At 72.2% G+C, this 17,053-nt stretch carries 15 protein-coding genes; 11 read left to right on the top strand and 4 right to left on the bottom strand.

The window, feature by feature from the left end:
• Positions 1-74: 74 nt before the first annotated feature.
• Complete coding sequence (radA, locus tag AB0F38_RS24695) at positions 75-1,487, bottom strand: DNA repair protein RadA (protein WP_361897334.1); 1,413 nt, start codon at positions 1,485-1,487, stop codon at positions 75-77.
• Between the two features lie 186 nt (positions 1,488-1,673).
• Between radA and AB0F38_RS24690 the strand changes: the two genes are divergently transcribed.
• The gene (locus AB0F38_RS24690; protein WP_361897331.1) at positions 1,674-3,380 is read left to right on the top strand and encodes a sigma-70 family RNA polymerase sigma factor; all 1,707 of its coding nucleotides are present in this window, start codon (positions 1,674-1,676) and stop codon (positions 3,378-3,380) included.
• 104 nt (positions 3,381-3,484) lie between these two features.
• Here AB0F38_RS24690 and AB0F38_RS24685 read toward each other — a convergent pair whose 3' ends face one another.
• Complete coding sequence (locus AB0F38_RS24685; RefSeq protein ID WP_361897329.1) at positions 3,485-4,327, bottom strand: hypothetical protein; 843 nt, start codon at positions 4,325-4,327, stop codon at positions 3,485-3,487.
• 40 nt (positions 4,328-4,367) lie between these two features.
• On the opposite strand from AB0F38_RS24685, the gene AB0F38_RS24680 reads away from it, so the two are divergent.
• The 4 genes from AB0F38_RS24680 to ilvD all read left to right on the top strand — a co-directional run bounded on the left by AB0F38_RS24680 (position 4,368) and on the right by ilvD (position 8,840).
• Positions 4,368-5,318, top strand: a complete 951-nt coding sequence (locus AB0F38_RS24680) for a Ppx/GppA phosphatase family protein (protein WP_361897327.1) — start codon at positions 4,368-4,370, stop codon at positions 5,316-5,318.
• Between the two features lie 97 nt (positions 5,319-5,415).
• Positions 5,416-6,225, top strand: coding sequence for a sugar phosphate isomerase/epimerase (locus AB0F38_RS24675; protein ID WP_361897631.1), 810 nt, complete (start codon positions 5,416-5,418; stop codon positions 6,223-6,225).
• Positions 6,222-6,857 (top strand): TetR family transcriptional regulator, encoded by a 636-nt coding sequence (locus AB0F38_RS24670; protein WP_361897324.1) that lies wholly within the window; start codon positions 6,222-6,224, stop codon positions 6,855-6,857. Before AB0F38_RS24675 ends, AB0F38_RS24670 begins: the two co-directional genes overlap by 4 nt.
• A gap of 132 nt (positions 6,858-6,989) precedes the next feature.
• On the top strand, positions 6,990-8,840 hold the full coding sequence (gene ilvD, locus AB0F38_RS24665) for a dihydroxy-acid dehydratase (RefSeq protein ID WP_361897322.1): 1,851 nt from the start codon (positions 6,990-6,992) through the stop codon (positions 8,838-8,840).
• A 37-nt stretch (positions 8,841-8,877) separates the two neighbouring features.
• Here ilvD and AB0F38_RS24660 read toward each other — a convergent pair whose 3' ends face one another.
• Positions 8,878-11,040 carry a serine/threonine-protein kinase gene (locus tag AB0F38_RS24660; RefSeq protein WP_361897320.1) on the bottom strand — a complete coding sequence of 721 codons (2,163 nt, stop codon included), beginning with the start codon at positions 11,038-11,040 and terminating at the stop codon, positions 8,878-8,880.
• Positions 11,041-11,163: 123 nt separating this feature from the next.
• On the opposite strand from AB0F38_RS24660, the gene AB0F38_RS24655 reads away from it, so the two are divergent.
• The 5 genes from AB0F38_RS24655 (at position 11,164) to proC (ending at position 14,966) form a co-directional block, all read left to right on the top strand.
• Positions 11,164-11,487, top strand: coding sequence for an SH3 domain-containing protein (locus AB0F38_RS24655; RefSeq protein ID WP_361897318.1), 324 nt, complete (start codon positions 11,164-11,166; stop codon positions 11,485-11,487).
• Positions 11,488-11,521: 34 nt separating this feature from the next.
• Positions 11,522-12,055: a hypothetical protein gene (locus AB0F38_RS24650; RefSeq protein ID WP_361897315.1), complete on the top strand. Its 534-nt coding sequence runs from the start codon at positions 11,522-11,524 to the stop codon at positions 12,053-12,055.
• Positions 12,056-12,543: 488 nt separating this feature from the next.
• Positions 12,544-13,329 carry an ABC transporter ATP-binding protein gene (locus AB0F38_RS24645; RefSeq protein ID WP_361897312.1) on the top strand — a complete coding sequence of 262 codons (786 nt, stop codon included), beginning with the start codon at positions 12,544-12,546 and terminating at the stop codon, positions 13,327-13,329.
• Positions 13,326-14,099, top strand: a complete 774-nt coding sequence (locus tag AB0F38_RS24640; RefSeq protein ID WP_361897310.1) for an ABC transporter permease — start codon at positions 13,326-13,328, stop codon at positions 14,097-14,099. Before AB0F38_RS24645 ends, AB0F38_RS24640 begins: the two co-directional genes overlap by 4 nt.
• 15 nt (positions 14,100-14,114) lie before the next feature.
• Positions 14,115-14,966, top strand: coding sequence for a pyrroline-5-carboxylate reductase (gene proC, locus AB0F38_RS24635; RefSeq protein ID WP_361897307.1), 852 nt, complete (start codon positions 14,115-14,117; stop codon positions 14,964-14,966).
• Between the two features lie 6 nt (positions 14,967-14,972).
• Here proC and AB0F38_RS24630 read toward each other — a convergent pair whose 3' ends face one another.
• A complete protein-coding gene (locus AB0F38_RS24630; RefSeq protein ID WP_361897304.1) occupies positions 14,973-15,557 on the bottom strand; it encodes a cysteine hydrolase family protein in 585 nt (194 codons plus the stop codon).
• Between the two features lie 74 nt (positions 15,558-15,631).
• On the opposite strand from AB0F38_RS24630, the gene AB0F38_RS24625 reads away from it, so the two are divergent.
• A complete protein-coding gene (locus tag AB0F38_RS24625) occupies positions 15,632-16,627 on the top strand; it encodes a helix-turn-helix domain-containing protein (protein ID WP_361897301.1) in 996 nt (331 codons plus the stop codon).
• Positions 16,628-17,053: the final 426 nt, after the last annotated feature.

Here is a 17,053-nt window from a genome sequence, read left to right as displayed (position 1 = left end):
TCCTCCGGTCACAGGTTTGCGGTGCCCTGAGTCCCTCATACCGTTCGTACGGGCGGGCGAGACCAGGGCAAAGTCTACCGGCGTGCGCCGTCCTCCTGTGGTCCGTCCGGGCGAGACCGGCGAGGGAGGACTCTCAGAGCATCGCCCATGTCGGCGACTTCTGTGACCTTCATACCGGCGGGGACCTGCCCCGGGTCCCTCGGGACCAAGGCGTGCTTGAACCCGAGACGGTACGCCTCCGCGAGCCTGCGCTGGACCCCGGTGACCCTTCTGACCTCGCCGGCGAGGCCCACTTCGCCGATCGCGACCAGGTTTTTCGGGAGCGGTGTGTCGCTGGCCGCACTGGCCAGGGCCAGGGCGATCGCGAGGTCCGCGGCGGGTTCGGTGAGCTTCACGCCGCCCACCGTCGCGCTGTAGATGTCCCGCTTGCCGAGCGCGCTGATCCGGCCCCGCTGCTCCAGGACGGCCAGCATCATCGAGACCCGGGAGGTCTCCAGTCCCGAGGTGGTGCGCCGGGGCGAGGGGATCTGGGAATCGACCGTCAGCGCCTGCACCTCGGCGACCAGGGGGCGCTTGCCCTCCAGGGTGACCGTCAGACAGGTGCCGGGGACCGGCTCGTCACGGCGGGTGAGGAAGAGTCCGGAGGGGTCGGCGAGGCCGGTGATGCCCTCGTCGTGCAGCTCGAAGCAGCCGACCTCGTCCGTGGCCCCGTACCTGTTCTTGACGCCCCGTACGAGACGGAGTCGCGCGTGCCGGTCGCCCTCGAAGGACAGCACCACGTCGACGAGGTGCTCCAGGAGCCGTGGCCCCGCGATCGCGCCGTCCTTGGTGACGTGGCCGACCAGGAGCGTGGACATGCCGCGCTCCTTCGAGGCCCGGATGAGGGCTCCCGCCACTTCGCGGACCTGCGCCATCCCCCCGGGCGCGCCCTCGATCTCCGGCGACGCGACGGTCTGTACGGAGTCCAGGACCAGGAGGGACGGCTTGACCGCGTCCAGGTGGCCGAGAACCGCGGACAGGTCGGTCTCCGCGGCCAGGTACAGGTGGTCGTTGATCGCCTTGATGCGGTCGGCCCGCATCCGCACCTGACTGGCGGACTCCTCCGCCGTCACGTAGAGGGTGCGGTGGTCGTCGCTCGCCGCCTTGGCCGCCACGTCCAGCAGCAGCGTCGACTTGCCGACGCCGGGTTCGCCCGCGAGCAGCACGACGGCGCCGGGCACGAGCCCGCCGCCGAGCACGCGGTCCAGCTCGCCGACGCCGGTCGAGCGCGCCGTGGCCTGCCGGCTGTCGACCTGGCCGATCGGCACGGCGGCGGTGGAGACGCGTCCGGCCGCGGTGGTGCGGATCGCGGGGGCGCCGCCGAACTCCTCGACCGTCCCCCAGGCCTGGCACTCCGGGCAGCGGCCGAGCCACTTGGCGGTCGTCCAGCCGCATTCGGTGCAGCGGTAGGACGGCCGGTCCTTCGCGGATTTCGTACGGGCAGCCATGGCGTCACCGTATAGGTGCGGTCCGACACCGCCGACCACGGGCACGGAAGGCGAACACATGCCCGATGTGCGTTAGCGGTGGAATCCGGGGATCCCTGTCCCCTTTCGGGGGATACGTTAACTCGTAAGGATTAAATGTGAGAAAGGGCTGCTACGGGTGTGCCCTCGTCTGCTTACGGTCGCCAGGTGACGAGCAGCAGGCTGGAGACCCCCGTACACACCACCGGCGCGCACCGGCGAGCGCCCCGTCCGTCGACGCAGCGACCGGCGGCGCGTGACGAGCCGTACCTCGACGGTCTGTTCACCTACTGCCTCTCCGTCCTGTGCGACCACGAGGCGGCCACCGACGCGCTCGGCTCGGTCCTCGCGATCGCGGAACGACAGGACGGCCGGTGCCCCGCGGCCGAGGAGGAACGTAAATCCTGGCTGTACGCCCTGGCCAGGTGGACCTGCCTGCGCGCGCTCACGGAAAAGCGGCGGGGCCGCCAGGCCCACCGCCGGACGGCCGCCCCGCCGGCCTCCGCGTCCGGCTCCCGGGGCGCCCCGGAGGAGGCGCTCGCCCCGGATCCCGACGAGTCCCCGGCGGCCGAGGCGCGCCGGCGCGAACTCGCGCAGCTGGCCTGGCCGGAGGCCGCGGGCACCACCCCGGAGCAGCGGGAGGCGCTGGAGCTCTCCGTACGCCACCGGCTCCCCCCGCGCGCCGTCGCCGCCGTCCTCGGCCTCGAACCGGGCAGTGCCCGGGAGCTCCTGGCCGCGGCGGCCTGCGAGGTGGAACGCACCCGCGCCGCCCTCGCCGTCGTCGAGTCGGGGAACTGCCCCACCGTCGCCCGGCTCACGGGTACCCACCAGGTACTGCTCTCCGTGGCCCTGCGCCGGGAGCTCGTGCGGCACGTCGACGACTGCCCCCGCTGTCGCCGTGCCGCCGAGCGGGCCGGCGCCACCGGGCCGTGGCCCGGTGCGGGCCTCACCCCGGTCGCCGTGCTGCCGGTCGTCGAGGCGCCGCGCCCCTCGGTGCAGGTCGCCCTGGCCCGTGCCGGACGGTCCGGGCCGGGCGCCCCGCGGTTCGGCCGGACGGGCTTCCCGCTGGACCCGAAGGACCATGCCGCGCAGCGGAGCCGGCTGCGCGCGCGGGTGGTGACGACGACGGTCGTGGCCACGGTCGTCGCCGCCCCCGTGATCGCCCTGTGGGCCGCCTACCGGGGCGCACCGCTGACCGGCGAGGGCCGCGACGGCTCCTCCGTCTCGGTCACGGAGGTGGAGGAGGGTTCCGGGCTCGCCGGAGAGCCGGACAGCCCCTACGAGAACGCGGGCAACGCCCGCCCCGAAGAGGGCGGACGCTTCACGGACGCCGCCCGGGGACCGGACGTCTCGGCCGAGGTCATCAGCGTCGGAGGCGGCGCGCAGGCCTCCGACGGGATCCGGATCGTGGCCCGCTCGGCCGGCGGCCGTACGACGATCACGCTGACAGCGCGCGACGCGGCGGTCGCCTGGTCGGCCCGGGTGAACGCACCGTGGCTGCACCTCAGCCGTTCGTCCGGCACGCTCGCCCCCGGGCGGAGCGTCACGGTCCAGGTGCTCGTGAACGAGGAGGCCGAGCCGGAGAGCCCCTGGAGCGCACGGGTGGTGTTCGCACCGTCGGGCACCGCGGTCGCGATCACCGGGTCCGGCGCCGCGGCCCCGCCGTCCGGAGGCCCGGACCCCGTGCCCGGCCCGTCCGCGGGCTCCCCCGATCCGTCGCCCTCGCCCGCCCCGACCCCGGACCCGACGCCTTCTCCGACGGACCAGCCCGGCTCGCCCGATCCCGAGCCGTCCCCGACCGAGCCGTCCCCGACGCCGGAACCGACCGGGCCCACGGAGGACCCGGGCGACCCTTCGCCCGGGTCCTCCGGCTGACACACGGCGACAGCGCGGCCGGGTGCGGCGGCACCTCTCACCACCGCGACGGCGGCCGCCACCGCGGCCGCCGTCGCAGCAGGCCCGCGAGCAGGAAACAGGGGTCAGGAAGCCGGATCCGCCGGATGCGGCGCCATCGGCAGCAGCGAGGCCAGCCGCCGCTCGCACAGCTCGACCAGCCGGTCGTACGCCTCCTCGCCCATCAGCTCGGTGAGCTCGGGGCGGTAGGACACGTAGACCGGGTCCCCGGCCCCGTGCGCGGACGTCGCCGACGTGCACCACCAGTGCAGGTCGTGACCACCCGGGCCCCAGCCCCGGCGGTCGTACTCCCCGATCGAGATCTGGAGCACGCGCGTGTCGTCCGGCCGGTCGATCCAGTCGTACGTCCGCCGGACCGGCAGCTGCCAGCACACGTCGGGCTTCGTCTCCAGCGGCTCCTTGCCCTCCCGCAGGGCCAGGATGTGCAGCGAGCAGCCCGCGCCGCCCTCGAATCCGGGACGGTTCTGGAAGATGCAGGAGCCCTCCCAGCGCCGCGTCTGGCGTTCGCCGTCCTCGTCCACGCCGACCCAGCCCGTCTTCGTGCCGACGTCGTGGAACTGCCACAGGTCCGGGGTGAGCCGCGCGACGTGCCCGGCCACCCGCTTCTCGTCGTCCTTGTCCGAGAAGTGCGCGCCCAGGGTGCAGCACCCGTCGTCCGCGCGGCCCGCCTGGATGCCCTGGCAGCCGCTGCCGAAGATGCAGGTCCACCTGGACGTGAGCCACGTCAGATCGCAGCGGAAGATCTGCTCGTCGTCGGCGGGATCGGGGAATTCGACCCAGGCCCGCGCGAAGTCGAGCCCCTTCTCGTCGGGCCCGTCCGGCCCTTTTGATTCCGGCTGCCGCATCTCCTGCTTCGTTTTCTGCTTCTTCGTGACTTTGTCCGGCTTCGCCTTTTTCGTCTTTGGCACGCGCCAAGAGTAAGTCCGCGACGGCAGTAGCGTTCCGGGTATGAGACTCGGAGTCCTCGACGTGGGGTCGAACACGGTTCATCTGCTGGCGGTCGACGCGCACCCGGGCGCCCGCCCGCTGCCCGCCCACTCGCACAAGGCGGAGCTTCGGCTGGCCGAACTCCTCGATCCGGAAGGAGCGATCGGCCCCGCGGGGGTCGACCGCCTCGTGTCGACGATCACCGACGCGCTCCGGGCGGCGGAGGACAAGGGCTGCGAGGACGTGCTGGCCTTCGCCACCTCCGCCGTGCGCGAGGCGACCAACGCGGACGAGGTGCTGACCCGCGTACGGGACGAGACGGGCGTCGCCCTCGCCGTCCTCAGCGGCGAGGAGGAGGCCCGGCTCACCTTCCTCGCCGCCCGCCGCTGGTTCGGCTGGTCGGCGGGGAAGCTGCTGGTCCTGGACATCGGCGGCGGGTCGCTGGAGGTCGGGTACGGACTGGACGAGGAGCCGGACGCCGCCGTCTCGCTGCCCCTCGGCGCCGGACGCCTCACCGCGAGCTGGCTGCCGGGCGACACAGCGGACCCCACGGCCGTACGGGCGCTGCGCCGCCATGTCCGCGCCTGCATCGCCCGCACGGTGGGTGAGTTCACCCGGCTCGGGCCGCCCGACCACGTCGTCGGGACCTCCAAGACCTTCAAGCAGCTCGCCAGGATCACGGGTGCCCCACGCTCGGCCGAAGGCCTGTACGTGCAGCGTGTCCTCACCCGCAAGGCCCTGGCGGAGTGGGTGCCGAAGCTGTCCGTGATGACCGTCGAGCAACGGGCGAACCTGCCCGGGGTCACCGAGGGGCGCGCCGCCCAGCTGCTCGCGGGAGCGCTGGTCGCCGAGGCGGCGATGGACCTGTTCGGGGTCGAGGAGCTGGAGATCTGCCCCTGGGCACTCCGTGAGGGGGTCATTCTGCGCCGTCTGGACCATCTCCCGGCGGAACGGGCCGCTCTCCTCACCTGACCGCCGCAAAGGGCGCCATGGCCCTTCTCACTTTCAGCCGGGGTCCCTCGGCGTCGCGTGCCACTGCCCGTACCCTGGCCACGTGGCAGATCCAGTGGTGCGCATCCCGGATGCGAAGGTCGCCCTGTCGACGGCCTCCGTCTATCCGGAGTCGACGGCGACGGCCTTCGAGATCGCTGCGCGCCTGGGCTTCGACGGTGTCGAGGTCATGGTCTGGACCGATCCTGTCAGCCAGGACATCAAGGCGCTCAGACGGCTTTCGGACTACCACGGGGTGCCGGTCCTCGCCGTGCACGCACCCTGCCTGCTGATCACGCAGCGGGTCTGGTCCACCGACCCGTGGGTGAAGCTCCAGCGGGCCAGGGCGGCGGCGGAGAAGCTCGGCGCGTCGACGGTGGTCGTCCACCCGCCCTTCCGGTGGCAGCGCAACTACGCACGTGACTTCGTCACCGGAATCTGGCGCATGGCGGACGAGACCGATGTGCGCTTCGCCGTCGAGAACATGTACCCGTGGCGCTACCGGGACCGCGAGATGCTCGCGTACGCCCCCGACTGGGACGTCACCCAGCACGACTACCGGCACTTCACCGTGGACCTCTCGCACACCGCGACCGCGCGCACCGACAGCATGGCGATGGTGGACCGGATGGGCGACCGGCTCGCTCATGTCCACCTCGCCGACGGCAAGGGTTCCAACAAGGACGAGCACCTGGTGCCCGGCCGGGGCGACCAGCCCTGCGCGGAGCTGCTGGAGCGGCTGGCCCGTACGGCGTTCGACGGTCATGTGGTCATCGAGGTCAACACGCGCCGCGCCATGTCATCGGCCGAACGCGAGGCCGACCTCGCGGAGGCCCTCGCGTTCACCCGGCTCCACCTGGCGTCCTCGGCGCGGGCCCCCCGCTCATGACGTCCGACGGACCGCAGGGCCACGCCCCCCGGCGCCGGGGGCGCCCCTCCCGTACGGCCGGGAGCACCGGCCCCGACGCCAGGGCCCGGATCCTCGCGGCGGCCCGTGCGGAATTCGCCGGGCGTGGCTACGACAAGACGTCGATCCGGGGCATCGCCAAGGAGGCCGGCGTCGACGCGGCCCTGGTCCATCACTACTTCGGTACGAAGGACGAGGTCTTCGCGGCGGCCATCGAGGTCTCCTTCGAGCCCGCCCTCGTCATCCCGGAGCTCCTCGGCGGCCCTGTCGAGGGCATGGGCGAGCGGCTGGCCCGCTCCTTCATCGGTGTGTGGGAGAACCCGGTCACCAGGGCGCCCCTGCTGGCGGTCCTGCGCTCCGCGCTCACCCACGAGGCGGCGGCCAAGGTGCTGCGCGGTTTCGTGCTGCGGCGGCTGCTGGAGCGCGTCGCGGCTGACCTGGACGTGCCCGACCCGACGTTCCGCGCCGAACTGGCGGCCTCGCACATGATCGGGATCGCGATCCTCCGCTACGTGGTCCAGGCGGAGCCCCTGGCATCGGCGGACCCGGAGAAGATCATCGACATGGTGGCCCCGACGCTCCAGCGGTACCTCACGGAACAGGACGCCCCGTAGGGCCGTTCCCGCCCCCGGCCCGAGGCCGTACGGACACGGGGCACCGTGTCCCGAAATCCGGACACATTGTCCAGATCCTGGAGCGAGGCGTACGCTCGGAGACAGTCTTTTCTGTCGAAGGAGCGAGCGACGATGCCCCAGCTGAGGTCCCGCACTGTCACCCACGGCCGCAACATGGCGGGTGCCCGCGCCCTGATGCGGGCGTCCGGCGTAGCCAGTGAGGACATCGGTAAGCCGATCATCGCGGTGGCCAACTCCTTCACCGAGTTCGTCCCGGGCCACACCCACCTCGCCCCCGTCGGCCGGATCGTCTCCGAGGCGATCAAGGCGGCGGGCGCGGTGCCCCGCGAGTTCAACACGATCGCGGTGGACGACGGCATCGCGATGGGCCACGGCGGCATGCTCTACAGCCTGCCCTCCCGCGACCTCATCGCGGACAGCGTCGAGTACATGGTCGAGGCCCACTGCGCCGACGCCCTGATCTGCATCTCCAACTGCGACAAGATCACCCCCGGCATGCTGATGGCCGCGATGCGCCTCAACATCCCGACGGTGTTCGTCTCCGGCGGCCCGATGGAGGCCGGCAAGGCCACCCTCGTCGACGGCACGGTCCGCAAGCTCGACCTGGTCAACGCGATCAGCGACGCGGTCGACGAGAGCATCTCCGACGAGGACATCCTCCGCATCGAGGAGAACGCCTGCCCCACCTGCGGCAGCTGTTCCGGCATGTTCACCGCCAACTCGATGAACTGCCTGACCGAGGTCCTCGGCCTCTCCCTCCCCGGCAACGGCTCCGTCCTCGCCACGCACACCGCCCGCAAGGCGCTGTACGAGGACGCGGGACGCACGATCGTGGAGATCACCAAGCGCTACTACGAGCAGGACGACGAGACCGTTCTGCCGCGGGCCATCGGCACCCGCGCCGCGTTCGACAACGCCATGGCGCTCGACATCGCCATGGGCGGCTCGACCAACACGATCCTGCACCTGCTCGCCGCGGCGCAGGAGGCCGAGCTGGACTACGACCTCGACGACATCGACGAGGTCTCGCGCCGTGTGCCCTGTCTGTCGAAGGTCGCCCCCAACGTGGCCCCCGGCGGTACGTACTACATGGAGGACGTCCACCGGGCGGGCGGCATCCCCGCCCTCCTCGGCGAACTGCACCGCGGCGGTCTGCTCAACGAGGACGTGCGCTCGGTCCACTCCGACACCCTCGCCGAATGGCTGAAGAACTGGGACATCCGCGGCGGCTCCCCGTCGCCCGAGGCCGTCGAGCTCTGGCACGCGGCCCCGGGCTGCGTGCGCTCCGCGACCGCCTTCTCGCAGTCCGAGCGCTGGGACACCCTCGACCTGGACGCGGCCGGCGGCTGCATCCGCGACCTGGAGCACGCGTACTCCAAGGACGGCGGCCTCGCCGTCCTCAGGGGCAACCTCGCCGAGGACGGCTGTGTCGTGAAGACGGCGGGCGTCGACGAGTCGATCTGGACCTTCGAGGGCCCGGCCGTCGTCTGTGAGTCGCAGGACGCCGCCGTCGACAAGATCCTCCGCAAGGAGATCAAGGAGGGCGACGTCGTCGTCATCCGTTACGAGGGCCCGCGCGGCGGCCCCGGCATGCAGGAGATGCTCTACCCGACGTCGTTCCTGAAGGGACGCGGCCTCGGCAAGAGCTGCGCCCTGGTCACGGACGGCCGCTTCTCCGGCGGTACGTCGGGCCTGTCGATCGGCCACGCGTCGCCGGAAGCAGCCTCCGGCGGCACAATCGCGCTGGTCGAGGACGGCGACCGGATCCGGATCGACATCCCGAACCGCTCGATCGAGCTCCTCGTTCCCGACGCCGAACTGGCCACCCGCCGCGAGGCGCTGAAGGGCGTGTACGCGCCGAAGAACCGCGACCGCAAGGTCTCGGCGGCCCTGCGCGCCTATGCGGCGATGGCGACGAGCGCGGACCGCGGCGCGGTCCGCGACGTCTCCAAGCTCGGCTGACGTCCCGGCAGACCCGCCCGGCCCCGTCCCTGGTCACTCACCAGCGGGCGGGGTCCTCCGCGTCCACGGCGAAGACGGATCCGTCCGGGGCCGTTCCCACGACGTTCCGGCCGAGGACCACGGGAGCGGGCAGGGACGAGGCATGGCCGAGCTTCCCCGCCTTCAGCCGCGGACGCGTCTGGCCGAGCAGCGTCCCGTGCTCCGTGTCGACGGCCAGCAGCCGCCCGTCGGCCGCCGAGAAGTACAGGCGGTTCCCCGCGCCGAGGACCGGTGCCGAGGTCAGGCCCACGGCAGTCTCCAGCCGCCACCGTTCGGCCCTCTCCCCGGCGCCCGGCCGGACATCGACGGCCAGCAGCCCTCCACCGCGCTCCAGCAGGAAGGCGGTCGGACCGGTCACCACGACCTCCGGCTGGTTCATCCGGAAGGGCAGCGGTACGGGCGTCGCGCTCCGCAGCACCGGGTCGTAGCGGACCAGCCCGGTGGTCTGGGCGTTCTCGTCCACGGAGGTCAGCAGGAGCGCCCCGTCGACCACCCCGGCCGGGGTGAGCATCCCGTCCAGCCGGCGCTGCCAGGCCGTGCCGCCGGTCCGTGCCACGACCGCCGAGACGAGGGTGGTGGTCCCGTTCGCGGAGTGCTCGAAGGCGTAGGCGAGCCCCGTCCCGCCGTCGTACAGCGCGTAGCCCGGCTGTCGGTGACCGGGGACGCCGTGCCGCCAGCGGGACGCACCGGTCTCCGCGTCGAGCCCCTGGGCGGTGCCGTCCCGCTCGACCATCAGCAGCGTGTCACCCGCGGGGAAGGGGACGTCCAGGTACGCGGAGAGGCCCGTCTCCCACAGCGGTGCGGCGCCGCCGGGGGCGTACGCCCGGAGCTTGCCGCCCGGCGCGGCGGTGTACGCCGTGCCCTCGGGCGCCGTCCCCAGCTCGGGGGCCTCGGCCGAGGCGTCCCGGTGCGACCAGACCACCCGGCCGTCCGACGGATCCAGCCGGGCCGTGCCGAAGCCGGCCGCGACGCAGTACAGCGCCGAGCCGCCCGGGGAACACGACGGCGTCGAACCGCTCGGGGACCGGAGCGCGGTCCGCCAGGGTGCGAAGGCCACCGGCTGCTCCCTCTTCCCGCCGGAACCGGTCGCCTCCGGCACCCCGGAGCCGTCAAAGGCCCCGACCGACCACACGCCCCCGGCGGTCAGCGCGAGGACCGCCGCCGCGACCGCGAGCCTGCGCACCGTACGCCGTCGGCCGCCCCGGGTCCCGGACGCCGGCCCGCCGGCCGCCCGCACATGGGTGGTCCCCTCCGCCGCCTCGCGGGCCTCTCCGCCCCCGGCGACGGCCGGCGTGACCGGCCGCCGCTGCGCCGGGACGAACGCGGTTGCCTCGTACGACGGGGGATGCAGCGCCGCCATGATCTCGTCCGGGGTGGGACGCTCCGCCGGGTCCTTCGCCAGGCAGCGTCCGACCAGCGGCGCGAGGTCCCCGGGCACCCCGGTCAGATCGGCCTCGTCGTGCACCACCTGGTAGGCCACGATGTACGGGCTGTCCGAGTCGAAGGGCCCCCGGCCGGTCGCCGCGTGGACCAGCACCGCGCCCAGCGCGAACACGTCCGCGGCGGGCCCGACCTCGCGCGGCCGCTGGAACTGCTCCGGCGCCATGTACGGCGGCGAGCCGATCAGCTTGCCCGTCTCGGTGCGCAGATCACTGTCGTACGGCCGGGAGATCCCGAAGTCGATGACCTTGGGCCCGGAGTCGGGAAGCAGCACGTTGCTCGGCTTCAGGTCCCGGTGGATGACGCCGGCCCGGTGGATGTCGCGCAGTGCCTCGGCGAGGCCGGCCGTCAGTCTGCGCAGCTCCGCGGGGCTCATCGGCCCGTTCCGCTTCACCTGCGCGGACAGAGTCGGTCCGGGCACGTAGAGGGTGGCCATCCAGGGCAGCGCGGCCGTCGGATCGGCGTCCACGACCGGTGCGGTGAACGCACCGCTGACCCGCCTGGCGGCAGCCACCTCCTGCCGGAAACGAGCCCTGAACTCGGGGTCCGCCGCATGCTGTCGGTGCACCACCTTGACCGCGAGCTGCAGCCCGGAAGGGGAACGGGCCAGGTGCACCACACCCATGCCGCCCGCTCCGAGACATGCCTCCAGCCTGTACTGCCCTGCGTACTCAGGATGCTCCGCTTCCGGATGTGATCCGGTCCCTCGCAGCGGCGGCATCGCCCACCCCCGTGTGTTCGTGCGCAAGCGCGACGCACGGAGCCTAGTCGATGGTGCGTGCGAGGAGACGGGGGCTTGTTAGCCTGCGCGTCGTACGCATCGTTTTCAACGGGGGAGGCCCTGATGGGCGTTGGAGAGAACACCGGCAGCACGCAGAACACGGCGGCGGACGAGGGGGCGACGACGCTCGCGGTGAGCGTGGTCCAGTATCCGATCGCTTCCGGATACCGCGTCAACGTCCGCAGGGGACCGGGCACGCAGTACGGGATCGTCCGGACGCTGCCGTACGGGATGAGCGTCCCGGTCTACTGCCAGAAGCCGGGGGAGTGGATCACCGGCCCGTACGGCACGACGAACCTCTGGGACAACATCGCCAGCGGCGAGTTCGTGTCGGACGCCTACGTCCGCACGGGCAGTGACGGATACATCGCCCCGCGCTGCGACTGACACGAACGCTGTCCGCCCGGGGATAATCGGTTCCGTGAGCGAGAACAGCGAAGCGTCCGGCACGTCCTCCGGCGGCACAGCGCCGGGGCCGCAGCCCGAGCCCCTGCGTTTCTTCGGTACGACCTGGGTCGACCACGACGGGGGTTACGGGCTGCGGCGCGCCGGGGTCAGCGTCGGGTCGCTCGCGGCAGCCGTGGCCGCGTGCTTCGTCCTCCGCTTCGCCTACCAGGGACTGGAGATCGCCGAGGTCGGCAGTCTCGTCGGCATGCTGGTCGTGCTGATGTTCGCGGTCTGCAGCGCCATCGCGTTCCGCAGGACCTGGGAGGGCTTCGGCCGCCGTCCCGCGGACCCGTCCCGCGAGGACAGCCTGCGGGGCCTGAAGTCGATCGGCTTCATCGGCTCGCTGCTCGCCTACTTCTTCCGCTCGCTCGTCGAGGCGCCGGGCGAGAAGCTGCGGCGTACGGAGTACGAGACGGCGCTCGCCCGGTACGTGAAGCGCCGCTCGGCCCGCACCGGCAACCCGGCAGCCCGCAGGAGCGGCAAGGGGAAGCGCCCCGGGCGCGGGTAGCACCACCGCGAGGCCCCGGCGCGTCGCCCGCCGGCCGTGCCGGTCTTCCGAGCCCGCCGCGCCGCATGCGCCTCGGCCCCTCCCTCCAGCGCGGCGGCGCCCGCCTGGATGGTGTGCCGCAGCCCGGTCGGACCCAGCTCCGCCCGCCGGCGTGCGGCAGGGCGTCCAGCAGCCGCGGGAACGGGACTTGGCCCGCCAGCCGGACACGGTCCTGCACCTCCACGTGCACCTGGCCGAGGGCCCGGGCGGCCTTGGTGACGGCCCGATGTTCGCGTACCCGGCGGTGCGCCGGCACGCCCGTCGGCGCCGGCCTCATCACCGCCCGGCGAACATGCCCCGCACCACGGAGCGGAGACGGCCCGGAACCATCGTCCGGGCCGCGGGCGCCGAGCCCCGCCCTCAGCGCGCCGGCGGCCGGCACCAGCACCCCCAGGCCCGCCACGCCGATCCCTTGACGGCGGAGCTGCGGCAGGACCAATATTCATCACATGATGAATTCCCAAGGTGTCGCATCGGCAGGGGCCGTCGAGGCACGCGCCCTCACCGTCGTGCGCGGCGACCGCACCGTCCTGCGCAGTCTCGACTTCACCGTCGAACCGGGCAGGATCACCGGCCTCCTCGGCCCCTCCGGCTGCGGCAAGTCCACGCTCATGCGGTCCGTCGTCGGCACCCAGGCCAAGGTCGGCGGAACCCTCGACGTCCTCGGCCTCCCCGCGGGTCACCCTGCCCTGCGCCCCCGCGTCGGCTACGTCGCCCAGGCCCCGTCGGTCTACACTGACCTCACCGTCCGCCAGAACCTGGACTACTTCGCGGCCGTGCTCCGGCCGGGCCGCGCCCACCGCGAGTCCCGCAGGGAAGCCGTCGCCCGCGCCGTCCAGGACGTCGACCTCACCACCCACGCCGACGACCTCGGCGGAAACCTCTCCGGCGGGCAGCTCAGCCGCGTCTCGCTCGCCGTCGCCCTGCTCGGCACCCCCGAGCTCCTCGTGCTCGACGAACCGACCGTCGGTCTGGACCCCGTGCTGCGCCGCGACCTGTGGAACCTCTTCCACACCCTCGCCGCCGAGCGCGGCACCACGATCCTCGTCTCCTCCCACGTCATGGACGAGGCCGAGCGCTGCCAGCACCTGCTGCTCATGCGCGAAGGAGCCGTCCTCGCAGCGGACACCCCCGACGCCCTGCGCACCCGCACCGGCTCGGCCACCGTCGAGGAGGCCTTCCTCCACCTCGTCGACGAGGCAGCCGCCACCACCGGCCAGGAGACGACCCGATGAGCACCGACGCCACCACGCCCACCCCGCAGCCGCTGAGCCCCGCCCGCACCCTGGCCACCGCCGCCCGTGTCCTGCGCCAGCTCCGCCACGACCCCCGCACCATCGCGCTGCTGCTGATCGTCCCCGTCCTGATGATCACGCTGCTCCGCTACGTCTTCGACGCCAGCCCGCAGACCTTCGACGCCATCGGCGCCTCGCTGCTCGGCATCTTCCCGCTGATCACGATGTTCCTGGTGACCTCGATCGCCACCCTCCGCGAACGCACCTCGGGCACCCTCGAACGACTGCTCGCCATGCCCCTCGGCAAGGGCGACCTGATCGCCGGGTACGCGCTCGCCTTCGGCACCGTCGCTGTCGTCCAGGCCCTCCTGGCCACCGCGCTGTCCGTGTGGGTGCTCGGCCTGGACGTCGTCGGATCACCCTGGCTGCTGCTCCTGGTCGCCCTGCTCGACGCGCTGCTCGGCACGGCGCTCGGACTGTTCGTCTCGGCCTTCGCCGCCTCCGAATTCCAGGCCGTGCAGTTCATGCCGGCCGTGATCTTCCCGCAGCTGCTCCTGTGCGGACTGTTCACCCCGCGCGACCAGATGCACCCCGTTCTCGAAGCCGTCTCGAACGTCATGCCGATGTCGTACGCCGTCGACGGGATGAACCAGGTCCTCACCCATACGGACGTCACCACCGACTTCTACCGCGACATCCTGATCGTCGCGGGCTGCGCCCTGCTCGTCCTCTTCCTCGGCGCCGCCACCCTCCGCCGCCGCACCAGCTGACGGCGCGGTGCGAGGATGGCGGCGACGACGCGTACCGCCACCCGGAGGGTGAACCGCATGACCCAGACAGTCGCAGTCCTCGGCACAGGAAAGATCGGCGAGGCCTTGCTCAGCGGCATGATCAGGGCCGGCTGGCGCGCCCGCGACCTTTTGGTGACGAACCGCCGCTCCGAGCGCGCCGAGGAGCTCCGCACCCGCTACGGGGTCGAGTCCGTCACCAACGCCGAGGCGGCCAGGAGCGCGGACATCCTCATCCTCGCGGTCAAGCCCCAGGACATGGGCAAGCTCCTCGACGAGCTCGCCCCGCACGTCACCCCCGACCGGCTCGTCATCAGCGCCGCCGCCGGCATCCCGACCGCGTTCATCGAGGAGCGCCTCGCCGAGGGCACCCCGGTCGTCCGCGTCATGCCGAACACCCCCGTCGTCGTGGACGAGGGCATGTCCGTCATCTCCGCGGGCAGCCACGCCACCCCCGAACACCTCGGCCACGCCGAGGCGATCTTCGGGGGTGTCGGCAAGACCCTCCGCGTCCCGGAATCCCAGCAGGACGCGGCCACCGCGCTCTCCGGCTCGGGACCCGCGTACTTCTACTTCCTCGTCGAGGCCATGACGGACGCCGGCATCCTGCTCGGCCTGCCCCGCGCCCAGGCCCACGACCTGATCGTCCAGGCCGCGATCGGCGCCGCGATCATGCTCCGGGACAGCGGCGAACACCCGGTCAAGCTCCGCGAGGCCGTCACCAGCCCGGCCGGCACCACCATCAGCGCCATCCGCGAGCTGGAGAACCACGGCGTACGCGCCGCCCTCATCGCCGCCCTCGAAGCAGCCCGCGACCGCAGCCGTGAGCTGGCCTCCGGCAACGGCTGACCCCCGCTACCCCACCGCGGCGACCAGCTCCGCACTGCGCACCACGCTCGCGAACCCACCGCCATGCAACGTCACGGCGGTGGCCCGCGCCAGCTCGTCCGCGCTCAGCCGCCAGCCCCACGGGCCCTCCTGGTCGAAGGTGTACGTCGCGTCGAACGCGAAGAACACCTCGTAGCCGAGATTCCCGCCCATGCGCGCCGTCGTCTCCGCGCACATATTGGTCTGGATCCCGGCCACCACGATCTGCCGTACACCGGTCTCCCTGAGCCAGGCGTCCAGATCGGGCGTTCCGTAGAAGGCGGAGTTCACCGACTTCGTGAGGAACAGTTCCGGGCCGCGGCCCTTTCCGCGCCGCTCCTCGACGTACTCCTTGAAGTCGTTCCCCGTGTACCCCGCACGCAGGGGTGAATCCGGCTCGGCCGAGTCGTGCCGCACGAAGACGACGGGCCGGCCGCTCGCCTGCCAGGCGTCGATGAGCCCGGCGATGTTCCGATCCGCCTCCGGATTGTTCCGGGGCCCCCAGTAGGCGTCCTCCTCGAATCCCCGCTGTACGTCCACGACGACCAGTGCTGTGTTCTCCGCGATCTCCATGCTCACCAGCCTCCCCCTGAGGACGCGTCTCTCCCAGTGCCCTGAAAGTCATCGATCGATGGTTTACTGCCACCATGACCGCGTCGCCGCACCGCCGTCCCTCCCGTATCGCCCTGGTCGCGTTTCCCGGGGTCCGCGCGTTCGACGTCTCGGTCATCACGGAGGTCTGGGGAGTGGACCGTACCGACCGGGGCGTCCCCGCCTTCGACCTGCGTCGCACCGCAGCCGATCCGGCACCCGTCGCGCTCCGCGGCGGGCTGTCGCTCACCCCCGACCGCACGCTGGCCTGGCTGTCCCGCGCCGATCTGGTCGTGGTCCCCGGCCTCGACGACCACCTGACGCCCGCCCCCGAGCCGGTACTCGAAGCTCTTCGCCGAGCCCACCGCCGCGGCACGCCGCTCGCCGCACTCTGCGGGGGCGCGTTCACCCTGGCCCAGGCGGGACTCCTGGACGGCCGCCGCGCCGTCACCCACTGGAATCTCACCGAGCTCCTCAGCACCCACCACCCACGGGTGGCCGTGGTGCGGGACGCCCTCTTCCTCCATGACGACAACATCTGGACCTCGGCGGGCACGGCGGCGGGCATCGATCTGTGCCTCCACCTGGTGCGCACGGAGCACGGCGCGGAGGCGGCGGCGACGATTGCCCGTTCGATGGTCACGGCTCCGTTCCGCACCGGCACCCAGGCCCAGTTCATCGAGCACCCCACCCCGCAGTCCGACCGGGACGCGGATGCCCTGGCGGCGGTGCGCGCGCACGCGCTGACCCATCTGGCGCAACCCCACACGGTGGCCGGCCTCGCCGCCCGCGCGGGCATGTCGACGCGGACCTTCGCACGCCATTTCCAGGCCACCACCGGGACGACGCCACTGCGCTGGCTGATCAACCAGCGCATCGCCGCAGCCCAGAAGCTCCTTGAGCGGACCGACCTCCCCCTCCCGGAGGTGGCCCGCCGCACGGGCTTCGGCAGCGAGATCACCATGCGCCAGCACTTCGCCGCGCACCTCGCCACCAGCCCGCGCGACTACCGGCTGGCCTTCCATGACACAGGTGGGCGGACCGGAGGTTGACATCGCCCGCGCACATCCGTAGTGTGCTCCGAGTTGTCCGACGTGAGTGCCGGCCTAGGTCGGTCCCCGGACAGCCATTCCGCAGTAACCACTCAAAACGCGCGACATCTGTCGCAGTGTTTTTCTGTGCGCATGTGCGGAATGGGGAATCAGCGTTCGAAGGAACCCCGATTAGCGTCGGGGCCGGGGATTCCGCTAAAGTCTCACTCGTCGGAACGGCCCAACAGCCGGGAAGGCAAGCCCCACTGACTGGGAATCGGGCCCGAAAGGATCTGATAGAGTCGGACTCGCCGGAAAGGGAAACGCGAAAGCGAAGAACTGGAAGGCGAAACCCGCTTCGACCGGGAATCGGACACGAAAGAGTCTGATAGAGTCGGAAACGCAAGAACGAAGGGAAGCGCCCGGAGGGCCCCGGTGAAACGGGAC

The organism is Streptomyces sp. NPDC025273 (assembly GCF_040638585.1).
Taxonomy (GTDB): domain Bacteria; phylum Actinomycetota; class Actinomycetes; order Streptomycetales; family Streptomycetaceae; genus Streptomyces; species Streptomyces cinereorectus.
This window is presented reverse-complemented; position numbering and strand designations above follow the sequence as displayed.

What these genes read in the sequence shown, in the direction of transcription:
- AB0F38_RS24660 (WP_361897320.1), bottom strand. Translation starts at nt 11,040, where the DNA reads ATGCCGCCGCTGCGAGGGACCGGATCACATCCGGAAGCGGAGCATCCT.
- AB0F38_RS24630 (WP_361897304.1), bottom strand. Translation starts at nt 15,557, where the DNA reads ATGGAGATCGCGGAGAACACAGCACTGGTCGTCGTGGACGTACAGCGG.
- AB0F38_RS24655 (WP_361897318.1), top strand. Translation starts at nt 11,164, where the DNA reads ATGGGCGTTGGAGAGAACACCGGCAGCACGCAGAACACGGCGGCGGAC.
- ilvD (WP_361897322.1), top strand. Translation starts at nt 6,990, where the DNA reads ATGCCCCAGCTGAGGTCCCGCACTGTCACCCACGGCCGCAACATGGCG.
- radA (WP_361897334.1), bottom strand. Translation starts at nt 1,487, where the DNA reads ATGGCTGCCCGTACGAAATCCGCGAAGGACCGGCCGTCCTACCGCTGC.
- proC (WP_361897307.1), top strand. Translation starts at nt 14,115, where the DNA reads ATGGCGGCGACGACGCGTACCGCCACCCGGAGGGTGAACCGCATGACC.
- AB0F38_RS24670 (WP_361897324.1), top strand. Translation starts at nt 6,222, where the DNA reads ATGACGTCCGACGGACCGCAGGGCCACGCCCCCCGGCGCCGGGGGCGC.
- AB0F38_RS24645 (WP_361897312.1), top strand. Translation starts at nt 12,544, where the DNA reads ATGATGAATTCCCAAGGTGTCGCATCGGCAGGGGCCGTCGAGGCACGC.
- AB0F38_RS24625 (WP_361897301.1), top strand. Translation starts at nt 15,632, where the DNA reads ATGACCGCGTCGCCGCACCGCCGTCCCTCCCGTATCGCCCTGGTCGCG.
- AB0F38_RS24680 (WP_361897327.1), top strand. Translation starts at nt 4,368, where the DNA reads ATGAGACTCGGAGTCCTCGACGTGGGGTCGAACACGGTTCATCTGCTG.
- AB0F38_RS24640 (WP_361897310.1), top strand. Translation starts at nt 13,326, where the DNA reads ATGAGCACCGACGCCACCACGCCCACCCCGCAGCCGCTGAGCCCCGCC.